At 47.8% G+C, this 18,875-nt stretch carries 22 protein-coding genes and 1 pseudogene; 10 read left to right on the forward strand and 13 right to left on the reverse strand.

All coding sequences use genetic code 11. The annotated features are described in order from the left end of the window. A partial coding sequence (locus PSE6802_RS27715; protein ID WP_019498844.1) for an NADH-quinone oxidoreductase subunit M occupies nucleotides 1–1,242 on the forward strand: 1,242 nt, incomplete at its 5' end. 16 nt (nucleotides 1,243–1,258) lie between these two features. Continuing rightward, on the forward strand, nucleotides 1,259–2,398 hold the full coding sequence (locus PSE6802_RS0104365) for a CO2 hydration protein (protein ID WP_019498845.1): 1,140 nt from the start codon (nucleotides 1,259–1,261) through the stop codon (nucleotides 2,396–2,398). 137 nt (nucleotides 2,399–2,535) lie between these two features. On the opposite strand, the gene PSE6802_RS33140 is transcribed toward PSE6802_RS0104365, so the two are convergent. The 6 genes and pseudogenes from PSE6802_RS33140 to PSE6802_RS0104390 all read right to left on the reverse strand — a co-directional run bounded on the left by PSE6802_RS33140 (nucleotide 2,536) and on the right by PSE6802_RS0104390 (nucleotide 7,755). Further along, complete coding sequence (locus PSE6802_RS33140; RefSeq protein WP_156815418.1) at nucleotides 2,536–2,682, reverse strand: hypothetical protein; 147 nt, start codon at nucleotides 2,680–2,682, stop codon at nucleotides 2,536–2,538. A 215-nt stretch (nucleotides 2,683–2,897) separates the two neighbouring features. Next, a pseudogene (locus tag PSE6802_RS27725) lies at nucleotides 2,898–3,248 on the reverse strand (Uma2 family endonuclease); the annotation flags it as partial. Between the two features lie 358 nt (nucleotides 3,249–3,606). Further along, nucleotides 3,607–5,751 carry a peptidase domain-containing ABC transporter gene (locus PSE6802_RS0104375; protein ID WP_019498846.1) on the reverse strand — a complete coding sequence of 715 codons (2,145 nt, stop codon included), beginning with the start codon at nucleotides 5,749–5,751 and terminating at the stop codon, nucleotides 3,607–3,609. A gap of 181 nt (nucleotides 5,752–5,932) precedes the next feature. Next, the gene (locus tag PSE6802_RS35190) at nucleotides 5,933–6,067 is read right to left on the reverse strand and encodes a hypothetical protein (RefSeq protein ID WP_019498847.1); all 135 of its coding nucleotides are present in this window, start codon (nucleotides 6,065–6,067) and stop codon (nucleotides 5,933–5,935) included. 349 nt (nucleotides 6,068–6,416) lie between these two features. After that, nucleotides 6,417–7,163, reverse strand: coding sequence for an anti-sigma factor domain-containing protein (locus PSE6802_RS0104385; RefSeq protein WP_019498848.1), 747 nt, complete (start codon nucleotides 7,161–7,163; stop codon nucleotides 6,417–6,419). A 7-nt stretch (nucleotides 7,164–7,170) separates the two neighbouring features. Continuing rightward, on the reverse strand, nucleotides 7,171–7,755 hold the full coding sequence (locus tag PSE6802_RS0104390; protein WP_019498849.1) for a sigma-70 family RNA polymerase sigma factor: 585 nt from the start codon (nucleotides 7,753–7,755) through the stop codon (nucleotides 7,171–7,173). A gap of 296 nt (nucleotides 7,756–8,051) precedes the next feature. Between PSE6802_RS0104390 and PSE6802_RS0104395 the strand changes: the two genes are divergently transcribed. The 3 genes from PSE6802_RS0104395 (at nucleotide 8,052) to PSE6802_RS27730 (ending at nucleotide 10,692) form a co-directional block, all read left to right on the forward strand. After that, entirely contained in the window at nucleotides 8,052–9,386 is a 1,335-nt protein-coding gene (locus tag PSE6802_RS0104395) for an HlyD family secretion protein (protein WP_019498850.1), read from the forward strand. Between the two features lie 129 nt (nucleotides 9,387–9,515). Then, nucleotides 9,516–9,725 carry a hypothetical protein gene (locus PSE6802_RS0104400; protein WP_019498851.1) on the forward strand — a complete coding sequence of 70 codons (210 nt, stop codon included), beginning with the start codon at nucleotides 9,516–9,518 and terminating at the stop codon, nucleotides 9,723–9,725. Further along, complete coding sequence (locus PSE6802_RS27730; RefSeq protein WP_019498852.1) at nucleotides 9,718–10,692, forward strand: tyrosine-type recombinase/integrase; 975 nt, start codon at nucleotides 9,718–9,720, stop codon at nucleotides 10,690–10,692. The genes PSE6802_RS0104400 and PSE6802_RS27730 overlap by 8 nt, the downstream gene beginning before the upstream one ends. Here PSE6802_RS27730 and PSE6802_RS0104410 read toward each other — a convergent pair. Then, nucleotides 10,689–11,279 carry a Uma2 family endonuclease gene (locus tag PSE6802_RS0104410; RefSeq protein WP_019498853.1) on the reverse strand — a complete coding sequence of 197 codons (591 nt, stop codon included), beginning with the start codon at nucleotides 11,277–11,279 and terminating at the stop codon, nucleotides 10,689–10,691. The genes PSE6802_RS27730 and PSE6802_RS0104410 overlap by 4 nt on opposite strands. A 204-nt stretch (nucleotides 11,280–11,483) precedes the next feature. Between PSE6802_RS0104410 and PSE6802_RS27735 the strand changes: the two genes are divergently transcribed. Together PSE6802_RS27735 and PSE6802_RS0104420 are read left to right on the forward strand one after the other, a co-directional pair. Beyond that, nucleotides 11,484–11,711, forward strand: a complete 228-nt coding sequence (locus PSE6802_RS27735; RefSeq protein WP_019498854.1) for a helix-turn-helix domain-containing protein — start codon at nucleotides 11,484–11,486, stop codon at nucleotides 11,709–11,711. 42 nt (nucleotides 11,712–11,753) lie between these two features. Further along, a complete protein-coding gene (locus PSE6802_RS0104420) occupies nucleotides 11,754–12,236 on the forward strand; it encodes a hypothetical protein (protein ID WP_156815420.1) in 483 nt (160 codons plus the stop codon). A gap of 519 nt (nucleotides 12,237–12,755) precedes the next feature. Here PSE6802_RS0104420 and PSE6802_RS0104435 read toward each other — a convergent pair. From PSE6802_RS0104435 to petJ, 5 genes are all read right to left on the reverse strand, one after another. After that, nucleotides 12,756–13,355, reverse strand: coding sequence for a DUF6151 family protein (locus PSE6802_RS0104435; RefSeq protein ID WP_026103051.1), 600 nt, complete (start codon nucleotides 13,353–13,355; stop codon nucleotides 12,756–12,758). 227 nt (nucleotides 13,356–13,582) lie between these two features. Then, entirely contained in the window at nucleotides 13,583–13,993 is a 411-nt protein-coding gene (locus PSE6802_RS27740) for a DUF1993 domain-containing protein (RefSeq protein ID WP_263970308.1), read from the reverse strand. Nucleotides 13,994–14,180: 187 nt separating this feature from the next. Further along, entirely contained in the window at nucleotides 14,181–14,753 is a 573-nt protein-coding gene (locus PSE6802_RS0104445; RefSeq protein ID WP_019498860.1) for a superoxide dismutase family protein, read from the reverse strand. An 18-nt stretch (nucleotides 14,754–14,771) separates the two neighbouring features. Further along, a complete protein-coding gene (locus PSE6802_RS0104450) occupies nucleotides 14,772–15,728 on the reverse strand; it encodes a tetratricopeptide repeat protein (RefSeq protein ID WP_036945469.1) in 957 nt (318 codons plus the stop codon). Nucleotides 15,729–15,947: 219 nt separating this feature from the next. After that, nucleotides 15,948–16,355, reverse strand: coding sequence for a cytochrome c6 PetJ (gene petJ / locus PSE6802_RS0104455; RefSeq protein ID WP_019498862.1), 408 nt, complete (start codon nucleotides 16,353–16,355; stop codon nucleotides 15,948–15,950). Nucleotides 16,356–16,476: 121 nt separating this feature from the next. Between petJ and PSE6802_RS0104460 the strand changes: the two genes are divergently transcribed. Genes PSE6802_RS0104460 through PSE6802_RS27745 form a run of 3 tightly spaced genes read left to right on the forward strand, consistent with a single transcriptional unit; the run spans nucleotide 16,477 to nucleotide 18,191 of the window. Beyond that, a complete protein-coding gene (locus PSE6802_RS0104460) occupies nucleotides 16,477–16,896 on the forward strand; it encodes a BlaI/MecI/CopY family transcriptional regulator (RefSeq protein WP_019498863.1) in 420 nt (139 codons plus the stop codon). Next, nucleotides 16,896–17,795, forward strand: a complete 900-nt coding sequence (locus PSE6802_RS0104465) for a M56 family metallopeptidase (RefSeq protein ID WP_019498864.1) — start codon at nucleotides 16,896–16,898, stop codon at nucleotides 17,793–17,795. Before PSE6802_RS0104460 ends, PSE6802_RS0104465 begins: the two co-directional genes overlap by 1 nt. A 6-nt stretch (nucleotides 17,796–17,801) precedes the next feature. Next, on the forward strand, nucleotides 17,802–18,191 hold the full coding sequence (locus PSE6802_RS27745; RefSeq protein ID WP_036945471.1) for a DUF4087 domain-containing protein: 390 nt from the start codon (nucleotides 17,802–17,804) through the stop codon (nucleotides 18,189–18,191). A gap of 79 nt (nucleotides 18,192–18,270) precedes the next feature. On the opposite strand, the gene PSE6802_RS0104475 is transcribed toward PSE6802_RS27745, so the two are convergent. Then, on the reverse strand, nucleotides 18,271–18,753 hold the full coding sequence (locus tag PSE6802_RS0104475) for a hypothetical protein (RefSeq protein ID WP_019498866.1): 483 nt from the start codon (nucleotides 18,751–18,753) through the stop codon (nucleotides 18,271–18,273). Nucleotides 18,754–18,875: the final 122 nt, after the last annotated feature.

Genomic DNA, 18,875 nt, shown 5'->3' on the forward strand with positions numbered 1-18,875 from the left:
TATGCTCTGATCCTGTTACTGAGCGGTGGAGTCTCCGGAGCTTTTGTATCGCAAAATCTAATGCTGTTTTTCCTGTTTTACGAAGTAGAACTAGTACCGCTGTATCTGTTAATTGCCATCTGGGGTGGAGCGCGGCGGGGCTACGCGGCGACAAAATTCCTAATTTATACAGCCGTATCCGGCATTTTACTTGTAGCGGCTTTCTTTGGGACAGCGGGTCTGGTGGGTTCGGAACTTCAGTCAGGTCTGAGTTTCGACTTAGACACGCTCCAAACACAGGTTCTGCCTATAGGAACTCAAACCATCTTGCTAGTGATGCTTTTGGTGGCATTCGGCATTAAAATTCCGATCGTGCCTCTACATACATGGCTGCCCGATGCTCACGTAGAAGCTTCCACACCCGTATCTGTCTTACTTGCAGGCATTCTACTGAAGTTAGGCACCTATGGCCTCCTTAGATTTGGACTTCAATTATTCCCAGAGGCGTGGCAAGAGATCGCGCCGATACTCGCAACCTGGGCGGTAATCAGCGTCATTTACGGCTGCCTCACCGCCATCACCCAAACCGACATGAAGAAAATGGTCGCTTACAGTTCCGTCGGCCACATGGGTTACATTCTCTTAGGAAGCTCGGCAGCTTCATCACTTTCACTACTGGGCGTGTCATTACAAATGGTGAGCCACGGCTTAATTTCCGCCTTACTATTCCTGATTGTGGGCGTGATTTATAGCAAGGCGGGGACGAGAGATATCAATAATCTCAACGGACTGTTCAACCCGGAGCGAGGAATGCCTTTAATTGGCACCTTAATGGTGCTAGGTGTGATGGCCAGCGCTGGGATTCCAGGCATGATGGGATTCATTTCCGAATTTATTCTATTTAGAGGCAGCTTTACCGTATTTCCAGTGCAGACGCTTTTGTGCATGATCGGTACTGGCTTGACTGCTGTCTACTTCTTGATCTTGATCGATCGCGTGTTTTTTGGCCGCATCTCCATATCTACACTCGATATCGATCGCCCCATCAGTCTGCAACCCACCCTACCGCGAGTCACTTGGAAAGAACGCACGCCCAGCATTATCCTGGCGATCGCAATTGTGGTGCTAGGCTTGCAGCCCAGTTGGGCAGTGCAGTCGATCGAGCCTACGACTTCAGCCATCGCTAAGACAATCCCAGTTCGCACGGCGATCGCACCTACTACATCAAACATCGCATCAAAGATCGCATCGAACTTGCTCTAGACACGAGGACAAAAAAATGACAACTACGAGCACTAACAGAACGATCGGCAATCCCACCGCTCCCATCTTGGAACGTTTAGAAGCAGGTGGTGCCTTACTGCCAGACAATCCCCAAAATCTCAAGGAAGTGGTGGGCATCCTCAAGAGTTATGGTGTGGTTTTAGATGCCTACAATCGCAATCTGATCGCGATCGCCGACCGCCAGTTCCTCAACTTCTTTCCGTTCTTCAAATACTTCAACGACAAGGTAGAGATCGGTCAACTGCTCAAGCACTGGTGGCACGATCGGATTAATTACGAGTTTGCCGAATATTGCATGAAGGCAATGCTCTGGCACGGCGGCGGCGGCATGGATGCCTATTTGGATACGCCGGAGTTCAAACAACTGGCTGAGAAAGCGATTCAAGCCAAGTTTAAATGGAATCCGTTGATTATGGGGCTGCACCGCGCTTTCCCAGAATTCCTGCCAGAGCAGATCCGCCAGATGTGCTACTACAGGGCATTAGGAGTATTCTGGTCAGTGATGGCTCCGATGTTTCTGAATCTCAGCGATCGCTACGATCGAGGTGAAATTAAAAATATCCCCGATGTGGTCGCGCACGTCCTCGATGGCTTAGTAGAAGCTGCCAATCTCCCGGTTGACTATACAGTTAATATCGGCGGTCAGGCTTATGAAATTATGCCCAGATCTGCAGGTCTCACTTTCCTAATGGATACTGCTGTTCCCTATGTCGAAGCCGTCTTTTTCCGCTCGTTCCCATTCCGAGGCACGGTTTCCTACAACGCTCAAGCATACCAAATCTCCAGCGATCCTGCCGACTTTAACTATGGCGCTCTCTATGCCGATCCGCTACCCGTAGGTGGCGCTGGCATCCCACCCACATTACTGATGCAGGACATGCGCCACTTTATCCCAGACTATCTGCAAGAGATCTACGATCGCAGTTCGCGTGGCGAAGCCGACGTGCGGGTGCAAATTTGCGTCTCCTTCCAAAAATCGATGTTTTGCGTTACTACCGCTGCCATTAAGGGCTTAGCACCGCATCCAATGGACACGACCGATCCAGAAGAAAAGCAAGCCAACCGCGTCTATTTACAAAAGTGGTTGAAGCGCCTGGAAAAGTCGCGCCTACTAGACGTGCAAACTGACACATAGTACACCAAAACCAAAGTTTTGGAGGGGGGTGGAGGGGGTGAAACCCCCTTCTGGGGGCTTTGCCCCCATTCCCCCATGTTGCAAAATTTATGATTTGCAACACTAGTTTATCGAGTCAGAGGTTTTGAGAAAAACTTTTAAAAACTGAGCCAGTTAAAAATCTGCTCAGAAGTTAATTCTAATTCAAGACCATTGAGCACTGGAATGCGATCGCTTCCTTGGAAAATTTGGATGCGGCGATCGCCAAACACAACTAAAATATTCCGATCTTCAGGATCGAGCAACCAACCCAACTCCGTGCCATTTTCGATGCAATGTAATAAATTTGCTAAGACCTTATAGCGTTTTTCAATTGAGAACAGGTTTTATTGACGGGGTGAAGGGGTTCCACACGGCAGTGGCTCTAGCGGGGAACCCCCAAGACCGCCCTGCCTCCCCTTCTTGGGGGCAACGCCCCCAAACCCCCTTCTCGTTTTCATCTGAAAACCGCTATATTTTGTCTTTGTTCGTGAGAGAGAATTTCAATCGCCCAGTCAGGATGAGTCTCAAAACGGTTCGCAACTTCACCTAAGTCATTACACGGGATTCTACCCCAACGAAATACAGACAGATCGGGAACGATAGAAGCTCCAGCAAAATTACAGCGCAACTCTGGAAAAGCGATCGCGAGCTTGGCAGGTCGCGTAGATTGGTTAATAGTTTCGCAAAGCGTACCTTGTAATAAGCTATGTTTTCCTTGCGGCATAGCTTTTTGAGTAATTTTCTCGTTGAGAAATTCGGAGGCAGGCTTAGTCTCAGGCAGATTGAGAAATGCTTCTAAGCTAATCGGCTTTGTTGATGTGGTTACCATTATTTCACGGTTGTTTCAGAAATTAAAGGTTGCAAATTAATGAATGTGCCCTCACAGAAACCTACATGATTAGTAGATTTTACAACGCTTACAAACGTCTTTGACTTTACAACCGGAACCCTATAGCGTTTTTCAATTGAGAACAGGTTTTATTGCCGGGGTGAAGGGGTAGAACCCCTTCTTGGGGGCAACGCCCCCAAACCCCCTACTCTTTCCGATCTGAAAACCGCTATAGAGCAGGCATCGATTCAATGACATTGAAAAACGCTATACGATCGATCGAGTAATCACTGAGAGATTTCAAGAATTAGCTTTTTACATATTAATTCCAGATAATGTTGCTTTATCTGTATTTAGGTTATGGACGCAGAAAATCCAGGTGGTTCCCCGGTTTACTGTGCAGATCGTGGAGAGTTCCTTCCAAAACTAGCTCGCCGCGATCTAGCACTACAAGCCAATCCGCTCGATTAATTACTCTGGGACGGTGACTGATTAGAACTGTTGTCTTACCCCTGCGATGTAACAATAATCGATCGAGTACTTGGGCTTCGCTGGCAGGATCGAGACCAGCAGTCGATTCATCCAAAATCAGTATGGGTGGATCGCTAACAATCGCTCTAGCGATCGCCAGCCGCTGCCGCTGCCCGCCGGATATGTTGGCACCGAACTCACCGAGTACCGTTTGATATTTATCCGGTAGATTGCTGATAAAATCATCAGCTTCAGCAATCTGACAAGCTTTCACAATCTGCTCGAAAGTCGCGTGCGGAGCACCTAAACGGAAATTTTCTAGAATAGAACGGCTCCAAAAATGAGGTTCTTGTGGGATTAGAACTACCTGTTGGCGAAGGCAATCGAGGGCGATATCTTGCAGGTTATAGATACCAATGCGAATGTTGCCAGATTGAAGATCGTACAGGCTGGCAATTAATTTCGCCAAACTGCTTTTCCCACAGCCAGATCTTCCAATCAAAGCGGTAATCTTACCACCTGGAATAGTTAAAGAAAAATCTGTCAGCAAGTTCACTCTACCAGCATAGTGATAATTAAGTCGCGTACAAGCGATATCTGCATCGCTAGGAATAGCAACCCAGGGTTTGGGAGCGCGGCCTTGGGTTTCGGGGGTAGAATCAATCACTTCAGCAAGACGCTGGACTGCAGTATTGGCGCGAATAAAATCACTAACAAAGCGAACGACGACATTGAGGAATACGAGGAAGTTTGCATTCATCGTGTTGAATGCCAGTAGCTGACCGATGCTGAGTTCCTGACTAATTACCAAGTGGCTGCCAAACCAGAGCAAAATCACATTGCCCACTCCTGCCACAAAAATGGAGAACGTGCGATTGATAATACCAATTTGAATTGTTTTAAAAGTGACATTGGCTAAGCGTCCGAATCGACTTTGAAATTCCTCCCAAAATTGTGGGGCGGCACTTGTGGTTTTGACGGTAAGCGCCCCCTTAAACGTCTCCACCAAAACACCTTGATTCTCTGCTTCTATTACCAATAACCTGCGGATGCGATGGCGCAACACGGGCATCAAAACAATCGTCGATATCGTCATAAATGCCGCGATCGCTAGCGCCACAGCCACTAATTTCCCACTGTAGTACAGCATTAAGCCTAGAGATATGACAGCAACAAACAATTGGCTGGGTAAACTCACCACCACCTGGGAAACTAGCTGGTTAATTTCTTCAATATCTCGCAAACGACTGACTATTTCTCCACTGCGATGGGATTCGTAGTATGAGAGTGGCAAGCGTAAAATTTTTCGCCCAAACTCCAGGATTAGTCCCAGTTCCAGCCGCTGGGCAAAGTGGGCAATTAGATTAAATTGCACGAGCTGCAAGCTACTACTCATGAGTTGCATTACCCCTACAGCCGCGACAATTCCCACTAGCAATTGACGATCGCCCCGTACCAATACATCATCAGTGAGGATTTGAATTAAAAATGGCAAGGCAAGCGAGAGTAAGCCCAGTATGAGATTAATCAGTAAAGCTTCGCCCAAGATAGAACGATAACTCCAGACAGGATTGAGAAATCGCCAAAAGCTAGCGATCGCATCGTCCTCTTTCTCTGTAAAGCGGATTGGATCTGGCTCTAATAAGAGCGTTACGCCATGCGTCCAACCTGCTAACAGTTCTTTTCTAGACAGATAGAGAATCCCAACTGCTGGATCGGCAATGACGTAGTTTTGCCCTCGCTGCCCGTAGAAAACTACATAGTGATTGCCTTGCCAGTGAATAATTGCTGGTAGAGGCAGTTCCTTCATCCGATCCAGGATCTGTGGGTCTGCTTTAACGCCTCTGGAGTTGAACCCCAGTGTCTCTGATCCTTGAATCAACCCTAGCAGTGTAGTACCTAGTTGCCCAGTACCAACGGCTTCGCGGATATGACTGATGCTAAAGTTACGTCCATAATATTTGGATATTGTTGCCAAACAAGCAGCACCGCAATCTTCTTCACTATGCTGTAGGACGTTCTGGTATTTCATTCTCAATATTTTTCCCATATCTGACTGCTCGCAAGATGATGGGAGCCGATCGCGACTCAATCGAGCGGCTCCATCACGAGTCGTGTATGTCAGCTTGAGCCATCTTCTGCAATCTAGACAGGGTTACATGTCTAAATAGCAAATCGCGCTCAAGGCTCTTCTACAGATACATTAAGAAAGATTAACGACGTCCACCTTTGTCATCACCAGCATCATGCCCAGGAGGATCGTCAGCACCGTGTTTGCCACCATTGATAGCAGAGGCTTCTGCTGCCGTCAGTTCGATCAGAAGTTTGCTCTTTTGATTATCTTTCATGATTTTCTCCGTAAAAAGTTATTTTGTAGTGAACGAGCGGTTACATATCCAAAGACAACTCTCATCATGCCAGCTATAGATGAGGGGAAATTGGACAAAATGCTATTGTGAATCGAACAGCGATCGCGCAGAATCCTTGGCCAACTAGAAACTAGCGATTTTGCAGAGAATACTACTTCAGCATTCCCAAGATAAGCATGATAAAGTGTTAGGTTTACCAATCGATTCAAAAGCTTCTATGTAACCATCTAGGGGTATTACGGAGTTACCCTGATTCTGGATCACAATTTCTGAAAATTTTTTGCTTAACCACACAACTCCTACCAACAAAGGATTAGAGGTTTTCCTGTTACAACTCGCTAGTCATCACGAGAAATTTTTTCTTAGGATCGGAAGAGTTAGTGGTTGATTCACGCGATATCCGCATGAACTTCACAGCGCTGCTATATTCTTTAACAGGTATTGGAAGTACGCTGACAATTTGACCAGTCGAAGTAGTATTGAACTTGCCACAGAGAATTTTCTTATCCTGGGTAAACGCCCATAAGTAATATGCTTCTCCTTCTGGTAAGGTCGGTAGATTGTGGAGACCAAATAACGCTTTACCAGTGTGTAAGTCCAATATAACTTTCCCTGAGGCGTTTACAGCAGCAGGCGTGCCCCTCAGTTCAAACACATAAGTTTCCACCACCTCTCGATTGCTATCAAACGTCATCTTGACCGAGGTCAGTTTTTGGCGCAAGTAATAATTGTCAACTCCGAGTGCTAGAGTTGCTAAAGCAATAGCGGCAAGGACAACTTTCCCCCAGTCAGGTTTAGGCAACCGTCTAGCTCTAGGCAATTCAGCCACAGAAGATCGTACTGCCCCCATAATCTTTGTTTTCAGATGAAGAGGTGCAGTTAATCTAGGGGAGAGGTGCGCCATCAGTCCCATGACTTCTTGCAACTGTTCTATGCGAGCGAGCGATGCAGGATTTTCCTGGAGGTAACGTTCGAGTTCCACCGTTTCTTCAGGGGAGAGCGCATTAAGAACATATCCTGCCGCTAACTCTTCCAAGTGTTCTGGTAATGGCTGTTGGGAGGTTGGTTCAGGCATAGAATATCTAGCTCATCAGGTCTTGTAGTGATTGTCTTAGCTTAGTAAACCCCAAACGAAACCAACTTTTAACAGTGCCGACGGAAACTTCCAGATGCTGGGATATTTCCTGTTGTGTCAGCCCACCAAAGTAGGCCATTTCAATTGCTATACGCTGCTTGTCTGGCAAATCCTCTAGCGCAGATCGGACGCGCTGAGCTACTTCATCAGAAGCTACTTCATCTAGAGAAACTATTCCAGGTTGTCCAGTATTAACCTCCTTACCCGATCGCTCCAGCATGTTTAAAGTTTTCTTTTGCCATCGCAAGCGATCGATTGCCCGCGATCGCACCAATATCATCAAAAAAGTCTTGAGCGATCCTCGCTCTGGGTTGTAAGTACAGTTTTGCCATAAGTTCAGAAAAACTTCTTGAAGCAGATCTTCTGCCTCTTGATGATTTCTGAGAATTTGCCATGCCAGGCTATACATGAGATCTCCGTAGCAGTCATATAACTGCTCCAAAATAGAGGGATGTTTTGCTTTTAGCGCCCTAAACAGCTCTAAATCCGAGAGCGGGTTTTCCACAGGAGATGCAAAGTAGCCGATAGTCAATTGGATCTCATTTAACCAGAAAATCAGAGTACTCTCTAACCGTTTTCCACTTTCCCCTGTAAGGAAGTAGTCCTACTTGCTCCTTCATCCCATGACGTTAGTGGCCATATAAAACAACTACACCATAATTAACTATCGCTACTTAATAATGTATACGGCAGACAAAATCACTTGGATCACTGTCTAGCATTAATTTTTGCAATTATTGTGATCCGAAAATAGCCCTTCTTCGTAAGTATAGTGTTACAGAGTTCGGTATGGGTCGCAAAGGTATTGATTGCAACCTAGGGTGTTAGATGCTTAACGAAACCAATTTTGACTTTCTCAAGCCCATTCAAAGTGAAGAATTTCTGCCCCCGCTAGGTCGATGGACGGTAATGGGCGGGCTGTTTATTTCTACTGCATTTGTGGCAACAGTCACCCTTGCAGCCGTTATTCGGTATACCCCCAGTGTCAGAGTCTATGGCACAATTCGCCCAACCGGAGAAATAAGGCTTGCCCAGTCAGCAATTGAAGGGATTGTTAGCAGCATCCACGTCCAAGAACATCAGACGATAAAACGGGGTCAGGCGATCGCCACGGTTGACAATTACCAACTCCAGACCAAACAAAAGCAGCTAGAGGCGTCCATCCAAAGCAGCCAGGCACAACTGACTCAAATAGCCACTCAAGTAGTTGCTCTAGATCGGCAGATGGCATCAGCCGCCCATTTGATGCATCGCACCGTTGCCTCTGCTCAAGCAACCCTCAGCCACAATCAACGCGACTATCGAGATCGGCAAATTACCACGCAGGCAGACGTGCAAGAAGCCTTATCTGCCATGGAGATGGCAAAGATAGAGATGCAGCGCTATCAAAAATTGGCAAACACTGGAGCCATTACCGATCTGCAAATTCAGGAAAAGGAACAGGCATTCAAAATTGCCCAGGCTCGCCTGGAGAAAGTAAAAGCGGCACTCGACCCCAGCAATGCTTCAGTCGCGATCGCGACAGAACAAATCGCCCAGGAACGAGCTAGGGGAGAAGCAGCACTGGCTGCGTTGCTTCAAGAACGCGATCGCGTACTCAGCAGACAAATCGATTTAAAGAATCAACTCGATCGCGATCTCCAGGAACTGCAAAAGATTAAAAGCGATCTGCAAAAGAGAACAGTTGTGGCACCAATCGATGGAACAGTGCTCAAACTAGATCTGCGCAATCCAGGTCAGATGGTACAGCCCGGTACTGAGATCGCCCAAATTGCCCCCAATCGCGCTCCACTCATTGTGAAGGCTCTAGTACCATCGCGAGATATTAGCAAGATCCAGATCTGCCAGGCAGAAAAGGCGACAGACTGTCAGGAGGGCAGGGTACAACTGCGAGTGGCTGCCTATCCTTACCCGGAATACGGTACGCTCAACGGTGCGATCAGATCGAGATCGCCTGACGCGATCGCTACTCAAAGTAATGAAATCGGTACGCCAAGCCAGTACTATGAAGTGACTATTCAACCCGAAAAGCTGTATTTAGAGAAGGGCGATCGTCAATATCCAATTCAAGCTGGCATGGAAATTTCCGCAGATATCCTCTCTCGCGAAGAGACTGTTTTGACTTTCTTGCTAAGAAAGACAAGACTATTAGCAGGTTTTTAGGGCTAACAGGGATATTCGCAGTACTCCGACACCCACTTTCTTTAGGGAGTCGTGAAGTGGAGCGGCACCGGAGCAAATCTTTGATACAATCGAGGCATTGCACGGTGGCGAACCTTTCAAAGGAAAAAGATGAAAATTACCCTTGATATACCCCAGGTCGAACTGGAAAGATTAATTGCGAGCGCGATCGCGGAACCGCGTATAACCCTCTATGACGTAAATTGGCAGCAATACCAAAACTTTATCGACCTGGTCTCCAGACATATCCAACCCGATCGAGAACCTGAAATGGTCAGGGCATGGCGCAAACTGGTAAGCACGTTGCAAATCGATGAATAGCTATCCTCTCCCTTCACTCACACAGAGTACTCATACGGATGAGAGACGGTCGGGCGATCGCCCGACCGACCTGAGATCTAGATACATCCACGATTTTTTGGCATCGCGCCATCTCGCTCCCAATACGCGCAAGGCTTATACCAAAGAATTAAATCGATTTCTCACCTGGAGCAATCTTCCACTTCCTGAGATCGGGACTAAGCAGATCGTTCAATTCAAACAATATTTAGAAGCGGAGCGACATCTCAAACCTGCTTCGATCAATCGCGCGATCGCGGCGATCGCGAGTTTTTACAACTGGCTAATCCAGGCTTATCCCAGCCAATACAGCCAGAATCCCACGCAGGCGATTGACTTCGCATCCGTGCCTGTTCCCATCGCTCGAGATTTATCAGAATCTGAGGTTATGCGCCTGTGGCATGTGGTGACAAATTCTAACGCTTCAGACTCCGTACAGTTGCGCAACGCCGCATTATTATCTATTCTCAGCCACGGGTTGCGCGCTAGCGAAGTAGCGGGTTTAACTGTCGGCGATTTTGACGGCAAGCGATTATACGTTCGAGTTGCTAAGGATGACTCCACAGGGACAGTACCTTTGAACGGACAAGCTAGAGAGCACATTACCAACTATCTCAACTGGAGAGAAAAGCAGTTTCAAAAACTAGCAGACTCATCTCCCCTACTACTTTCTTGCAGCAATCGCAATCAGGGAGAAGCTCTCAGCTATGAGGGCATTTACAAAATTGTGGCAGCGTGGGGGATAAAGGCAGAGATTCCAAACTTACATCCCCACAGGCTGCGACACACCTATGCTACCAAGCTATTGCTGCTAGGCATGGATAGCTATCTGGCTCGCAGTCTAACCCGCCACCAATCAGAGGCCAGCTTCAATCGCTATGCCAAGCGAGCCAGGTCTATAGCTGCTGAAAAAGCTTTTTATCAAGCGATCGGCGAGGAGAATGATTAGAATGCATCAAACCGCTCGACCTTTAAAACAAATCCAGGCAAAACTGCTTCCCCAGATAATGCCGTTGGCAGTTGGCGAATCTCTTTGGGTTGCCCTTGACGATAAATCTCTACTTCCTGCGCTTGGGGATTAAACATCCAGGCAAGTCGCACGCCGCTGTTCATATACTCTTGCATCTTTTGTCGTAACGTCTCCAGCTTATCTGTAGGAGAGCGCAGTTCGATCGCAAAATCTGGGGCGATCGGTGGGAATTTTTGGCGCTGCTCGGGAGCGAGTGCTTGCCAACGAGAGATCTCAACCCAAGCCACATCTGGCGAGCGATCGCCCCCACCCGGTAACTTAAATAGCGTAGAAGAGCTAAACACCTTACCTAATTGCGTCTGACGATTCCAGATTGCCAAATCTGTACCAATCTCTATTTCATTGTTGCCGCTCTCTCCTCCAACTGGTGACATAACAATCAAAGCTCCTTGGGCATTCCGTTCGAGCGGAATATCGGGATTGTTGATACAGAGTTGATAAAACTGCTCGTCGCTCAGATGTACGTGGGTGAGATCGAATACGAGTGGCAGTGTGAGCGAAGTCATAACAACACCTAGTCAATGGGTGAGTTTCAAACTATTATGCCATACTAGCTATAGCCATAGACAGATCTGTTAGGCCAGGGGGGTGTGGGGGTGTTACCCGACACGCGGTTAGAACATGTAGAACGACACAAGATTTAACCCTCCTCAGGGGAAGTAAATGGTACACCAGAATTAAGTCAGGATTTGAGATCTCAGGAGGTGTATATGCCCAGTGCAGTAGCTGTCCCCATCCGTCAACGGATGATAGAACTGCGTCAACAAGGCAAAAGTTATAGAGCGATCGCAGAGGCATTAGGACAATCGCGCCACAGTGTGCGGCAAATCTGTCGGCGCTGGAGCCAAGGAGGAGACAGTGCATTGACCCCGGATTATCAACACTGTGGACATGGAGGGATCCGCTCAGAGCGATTAATTTGGCGAGCCGCAATTTAGCTGAAACGACGTCACCCCGACTGGGGCGGCGGCATCATCCGGGTGCAATTGCAACAACGCTGGCCACAACAGCAAATCCCGAGCGAACGGACATTGCAGAGGTGGTTTGTGCCAGCAGGGGTGTCCATCCCATTTTATCCCGCTGTCAGGGGACGAACCCGCTTAGAACTCCATCCTGATTTACTCATCTGCACTCGTCCCTATCGACGCTCCCAGGAAGCACAACTGTGGTCGTTACAACGGGTTTACACCTACCTGGCGCAGGGTTGCTGGCAACGGAAGGTGGATGCGTCTGGCAGAATCTCTCTCTACAACCGCAATTACACTGTTGCTCGTGCTCTAGCCAAACACCCCGTATGGGTGCGCTTTGATGCCTCCACTGGAGATTGGCTCGTTTTCGATGACGCTGGTCGCGAAGTCGCACGTACATTGGCATTGGAAATTAATCCGACCGTTATCTGTCAATTGCAACAGTATCGTTCCACAGCTAAGTATCGTACCCTCTTCCCCAAAACTACTCCTTGATGTAACCTGATGTCGCACACATGAGTGAACTGCGTGTCGGGTAACAGGGGCTGCGCCCCCACGCAGGGGTGAAACCCCTGCACCCCAAAAATAAAACCCGTTCTTAAGTGAAAACTGCCATAGCTTGATTTCTCTAAGGTGAATGCGATCGCTCTCTTGAGAACATTGCGATCTTTTCTACGTTTTGGTGTGACTTAGATCGCAGGTATTATGACTCCGGCAACAATAGAGCCTACAAACTTTTTGCATATTCGTGCCAGTAAGCCGCAGTCTCAGAAGTCTGCTTCAAAACCACATCTGGAAGTAAGTCTGCTGGCCAAAAAGCAAGATATAGCGTTTTTCAATTGAGAACAGGTTTTATTGACGGGGTGAAGGGGTAGAACCCCTTCTTGGGGGCAACGCCCCCAAACCCCCTACTCTTTCCGATCTGAAAACCGCTATAATAGAAATCTACAGGTTCTTCTTCCTCAAGAATAGTATCGACTTCTTTGCCGCGATCCATGTCACGAGCACAGCAGATTATTGTACAGTATTCTTTACGTTCTTCAACTCCTCAGCGTTAAGCACTTTCGGGACAACAATCGGAGTACGGGATTCCATAACAAAGAAGGGGGTTTGTTTGTACCTACCATCAAAACGCGCTTTCAGCATCATACCGATCGCGCGCAAGGTGCCAGATAGAACTCCTGCTGGTTTGGGCTTATTTTCCCCGATCGCCGATTCGGTGTTGACGTACATTCTGACAGGCCCCAACACGCTGTCCAACGAAGTTGGATCTGAAATCAAGCAGGTATGGATAACACCAATGAAAGAGAGGTTGGGGGTTGAAAGCGTATTACCGATTGGAGTATTACAACACGCAGCGTACCATCGCAGCATCCCATTCGCTGTAAGACGCATACAGGCCAAATTCTCGATGCCTTCGGTAAACGTGATATTAGCAGGGATGGTCTGAATAATGTTAGTTCCTCCCACTTCGTCGAGTATTTCAGGCTCTCGTTTTAGGAAACGGGCGAAGGCTTGGCAATCCGCACAGTAGCACACACATCTGTTTACTGCTTGACTTTGGTTCAGCGTGCCCTTGAGTTTGCCACAATGACAACGAATCGAGTTAGCCATAGTTTTTTGTGCCTCTTCTTAAAGAACCTGCGATCGTACGCAGTATAACGGTCGCAATCACCGGCCTCAGATAAACCTCATGTTGCAAATCATAAATTTTGCAACATGAGGGAATGGGGGCAGAGCCCCCAGAAGGGGATTTCACCCCCTCCACCCCCACCAAAACTTTTGTTTTGGTGTACTAGCCACAAACCAGCATACTTTTAAGTTCTGGTGCATTGCGGTTGTTATGCATTGCTTTGATGTTTCAGAGAAGGTACTAAATGCATCATAAAGTCACGCTTACCTATTGGTGCTCCTGCCATACGCAGGATATTGTACGCCGTTGTTATATGGAAATAAAAGTTTGGCATCAGAAAATCATCTACATACGAAAGTCCAGATAATTCTGCATATAGCCCTTGTCCAAGATCGAGCCGATTGAGTTCTGACAGTTTAGAATCAGTAATATTAATACTTGCCAACAACTCCTTAGTCGATGAAATATGACCACGCGCCTCATCTAGAGATGCTACATCGGGGTTCAAGTTATTCGCCGACTGTCCTAAGCACCACAATGCGAAATTGCGAGGCTGATTGCAAGTAAATGCGATTTGTGTGCCGAAAGGAAACATATCGGGCGCTATAGCAGTTTTCACTTGAGAACGGGTTTTATTTTTGGGGTGAAGGGGTGGAACCCCTTCTTGGGGGCGTTGCCCCCAAACCCCCTACTCTTTCCGATCTGAAAACCGCTATAGCTAAACTAAACCCTGACAAACCAATACTGCTCGGCATTGGCAATAATAAATTTCAGAGATAGGATGAAGCGATTTTGTCGATTGTTTGCTACGGCGTGACTACACCACATGCAATTCTAGTTTTCGCATCGACACCCGGAATTGTAGATTTGCCATTAGCTCCCGCATGAACGATTACAGCGGTACCGCCTGGTTTTAGTAGCGAATTGGAACCATTTCCTAGATTTAGACCTGGCAGAATCGCAGTTAACGTCCCCGTACCATCTGATTTTACTTTGATGTTGGGCAGATCGCCGGCTGGTGTTTTCCCTTTTGTCTTCGCTTCGTGTTTTGGCTTTTTAGTGGTTTTTGATGGATCGAAATGCTCGCCAGCGGATAAGAAGTTGGGCGGATCGCACTTACCGAATTCATGGACGTGAATGGCATGTTCGCCAGGATTCAGCCCCTTCACCTCTACAGTGGCTTGCAGTCCCTTGGGAGTTTCCGCGAATTTAACAGTGCCGATCGCCTGTTTTTTCGCATCCAGGAGTTTAGCTGTGGCAGTCTTGCCAGGAGCGGCTGACGTGCGGGTGGCTGGTAGGGCAATTGCGATCGGTAGGGCAATGCCGATCGTGAGGGCGAGACAAATCGATCGGCGATTGTGCATGGACTGCGTTAACATATAAATTCTCTCCTTAGCTTAGGTAAAAATTGTCTTCTGTTGGAGTTGATGCCACAGATCTAGAGCGTGCCTGGAAGCGTCCTCTTTGCCTTTAGCTAGAAACTCGTTAGCTGCAATTTGCAGGTCATGGAGTGCTTCTCTGTTCTGTCCCTGGTTATGCAGCGCGATTGCTCTGCCCATGTACGCATCTGGGTTATGCGGATCTAGATCCAGCGATCTAGTGAAGTCTGCGATCGCTTGTGCCAAAAATCTTTGTCTGTGGTGAGCGCAACCGCGATTGAAGAACGCTCTGGCGTTGTGTCGATCCAGTTCGATCGCCTGACTGAAATCCCCAATTGCCGCGCTGACATCGGCTGACATAAACTTAGCGATTCCTCGATCTGTATAAATATTGGCGTAGTCAGCCGCCGAAGATCCACCTGCTTGAGATATTTGAGATATCTTCAGCGCTTGAGTGTAGTCAGCGATCGCTGTTTGATAATGTCCTTGAGCCATCTCTGCCAAGCCGCGATTGTAATAAGCTCTAAAGTCATCTGGTGAAAGCTCTAACATAGTGTTATAGTCCGTCAGCGCTGCTTGATAATTACCAGAACGAAAATAGGCAAGCCCCCGATTGAGCAAAGCTTCTAAATTCCGGGGATTCATGCTAATTGCTTGCGTGCAGTCTGCGATCGCGCTCTGATAGCGATCTGTTTGCAGATAGGCCAGACAGCGATTGCTATGGGCTGTAGAGTTTCGATCTTCTTGCCGAGCATTCTGTTTAAGTGCCTTAGTAAACTCAGCGATCGCTCCTTCATAATCATCCTTTTGCATGCGCTCGATCCCCCGTTGGAGGAATTCCCCATGAGAGATATGGGTAGGAGAATATGGTGAGGCGATCGCGAGGCTCTGGTTGGGATTAATGGGCAAAAGTAGCATCGTCAGCAAGAAGCTGATAATCGTTAGCGATCGGAATCCTTTGCATAAAAAGTCCATAGCTTTATCGATATGTAGAGGGCAATCTAAGGATGGTTCTTGTCGGTACGATAGATATAGCTATAGCCAATAGGCTTATGACGGGGTGCAGGGGTGGAACCCCTGCGTGGGGGCGCAGCCCCCACACCCCCTGTCCTAACAGATCTGTCTACGGCTATATTTAGGGGCAGGCACGGGGGCGCTGTCCCTACGGTAATCGATACGTTCTCTGGTAGAAATCTACTTAGACTTTTTCCAACCGTTATCGGCTTGAGCCAAGACGTAACTGGCGACGTTCTCAATTTCAGCCGCTTTCAGTTTCTTGCCAAAGGCAGGCATGGCATTTTTACCGTTTTTGACTTGGGCGACGATCGCTTCTAGGGAGTACTTGTCATTGGCTTTAAGCGCGTCAATTTTTAGCGTCTTTTCCTTTTGGACGGTATTATTGCCATTGAGATGACAGCCAACACAGTTAGCTTTAAACAGTTTGGCACCAGCTTCTATGTCTGCGGCATAGGCGGGCTGACTAAAATTGAATATGCCTAGACTCAATACTAGTAACGCTATTAGGAGTGCTGAGGCTATGTTTCTAAATAGAGACTTCATGGTTATCGCGATCGAAAATTTAAGCATAAGTTCAAACCACATTGTTTAAGCTCTATAATGCTTAAGTCAAAAGACAAGCCGTCAAACTTGCCGAATATACAGGAATGCTTAATATTCTTGCCATTATTGTTGATTTATCCCTGAAGCGTAGACAAAGTAATTTATGGTTCCTCTTCCCAACTATCGTCCCAAGCAGTTGTCTCTGGGGCCTCTAGAGACAGAGATTCTGCATCTCATCTGGGAGCTTGGTACTACGACAGCCAGAGAGATTCACGATCGCATTCTCTCCGATCCCGATCGCGAGCTAACCTACTCATCAGTCATCACCGTATTGTCGCGGTTGGTCAAGAAAGGCTGGCTGACTTCCCATAAGCGCGGCAAAATCCTGTTTTGGCAGGCTGCCATTTCGCGCCCTGAAGCACAGGCATTAGAAGCCCACGAGCGGTTAAATCGATTTTTGGAAGTGGGCAATGCTGATATTGTGGCGGCCTTTGCCGATGAACTCGATCTTGCTAGCGTCGATCGCTTAGAAGCGATCGCGCAGCGGCTAAAAGCGATTCGCCAGGAACGGGAGGAAAGATAATGCACGTAATCATAATTATGGTGGTATTGAGCTTAGCCTGGTGTTTGAGGTGGATTTATCCTGGTTTGCTCAATTTCTCGGATATCGATCTGGGTGGATATCAAGCGCGATGGCAAAAAATTCTGTTCCTATTTCTATTCCCACCTTTGCTCATCCTGATGACAGCGATCGCCGTGCTCTGCATGGGGCCAACTGGGCAGATGCTGGGGTTTCATGGTGGCTGGTTTAGCTATGCGATCGCGATCGCTTTTCTTGGCTATGCGATCGTTTGGGGTTGCACGCTTGGGGCACAAGGTATCATTGCTGCACGCAAGATTGCTCGCTATCCTCACAGCGAATTTGCAACTCAATTAGCGGGGCAAACGGTGAGGGAGCTGGATTCTCCCCAGATCTTTGCCGCCCAAGTTGGGTTTTGGCGACCTCAACTTGCGGTCAGTCAGGGCATGTTGCAGGCACTCGATCCGATTCACTTGGAAGCGGTTTTGAAGCACGAACAGGCACATTACCATTATCGCGATACCTTTTGGTTCTTTTGCTTGGGATATATCAGACAAGTAACGAGGTGGTTGCCGCATACGGATGCTCTATGGCAAGAACTGTTGTTATTGCGAGAAATGCGTGCCGATCGCTGGGCTGCTCAGTATGTAGACAGACTGGTATTGGCAGAAGCGTTATTATGGTCTGTGAGTAGCGCGTTAGTTTACGTGGCGCAGCCAATCGCGCCGGAGTCAGAAATTTTCTGTGCTGCTTTTAGCTACCCCACACCGCGCAGCCGTCTCGAAAAAAGGATTGATGCTATTTTAGACGAGACTGTACCTGAGCCTGAATCTAATAATCTCCTGTTGGGTTTGCTAGTCCTCTCTTTACTACCTTTAACCTCTATTCCATTTCACTCTTAAAATTTCATGATGCGAAAGTCTTTGCTTTTTCTATTACCAATTGCAGCACTACTCTCTACTACTTCGATTTCTGGTCTGAGCGCACAGAGTAAGGTTGAGAAAAGATGCGGTTGGTTCCAAAACCCCACACCAGCAAATGCTTGGCTGAGCGATCGCGATGGTTTGTGGTTAATTTCTTCCCAAGGTGGCTATCAGGCTCAAGGTGACTGGCCGCCAGAGTTCCCGCCCAATCAATGGATTCGTACAAATGTGGGCAGTTATGGCTATGGCTGTGCTTGTTTTGATGTCACGGTAGATCGCTCGACCAACCCAAAACGTATAGTTGAGATTAAGTCTGCGCAAGCCCAGGCTCTGAAAGTATGTCGCACCGATCCCAATCTGCGCGAACCAGGGTAGCGATCGCGATGAACGCGAAAGCCCTGCAGCTACTTGCAGGGCTAGAAACAGAACTAGTTTTGGAGCTATCTGCTTAAGTTTATTGGCAGCTTAGCTTGCCGCTGTTGGTGTAGGTGTAGGTGCCATAGGTACCGTTGACCGTGCGGCAAACCTGACCTTCTGAATAGTTAGTAGTTTTGTCATAGGTATAGTCCGTGCCGTTGTAAGTACCGCTGCGATTGGCATTGCGGACTCCCGTTTTGGTGGTTTTGTCGTAGTCGTTGCTGACCGTGCCAGAGCCGTTGTTGCCATTGTTGCGCGTCCAGCTAGTATTTCTGCGATTGCTAAAGTTGGTGCTGGTATTGCTGTAGTTACTCTGACCTTTAAACGTATTGCCAGTGCCGTCGTTGTAGTTAGCTCTGCAGCCGCCCTGGGTCGTGTTGCCGAGGCAACCTGCTGCTCCGTTAGTGCTGCGAACTCCACCAAAACGAGCTTGGGCGTGTGCTGCCGATATGTGGAAAGGGGCAGCGAGAATGATAGCGGAAAATGCGGCGATCGCGGTCTTATTAGCTAAAAATTTCATGGGATCGACTCCTGTTAACCTTTTGTGAACTTTTGTTGTCTTTAAGCTACCAAGAATAACTGGAGTGCGTCATCGGACATAGGTCACGACTTAGGCATGACTTTAGTTATATAGCGGTTTTC

It is taken from the genome of Pseudanabaena sp. PCC 6802, from assembly GCF_000332175.1.
Classification (GTDB): domain Bacteria; phylum Cyanobacteriota; class Cyanobacteriia; order Pseudanabaenales; family Pseudanabaenaceae; genus PCC-6802.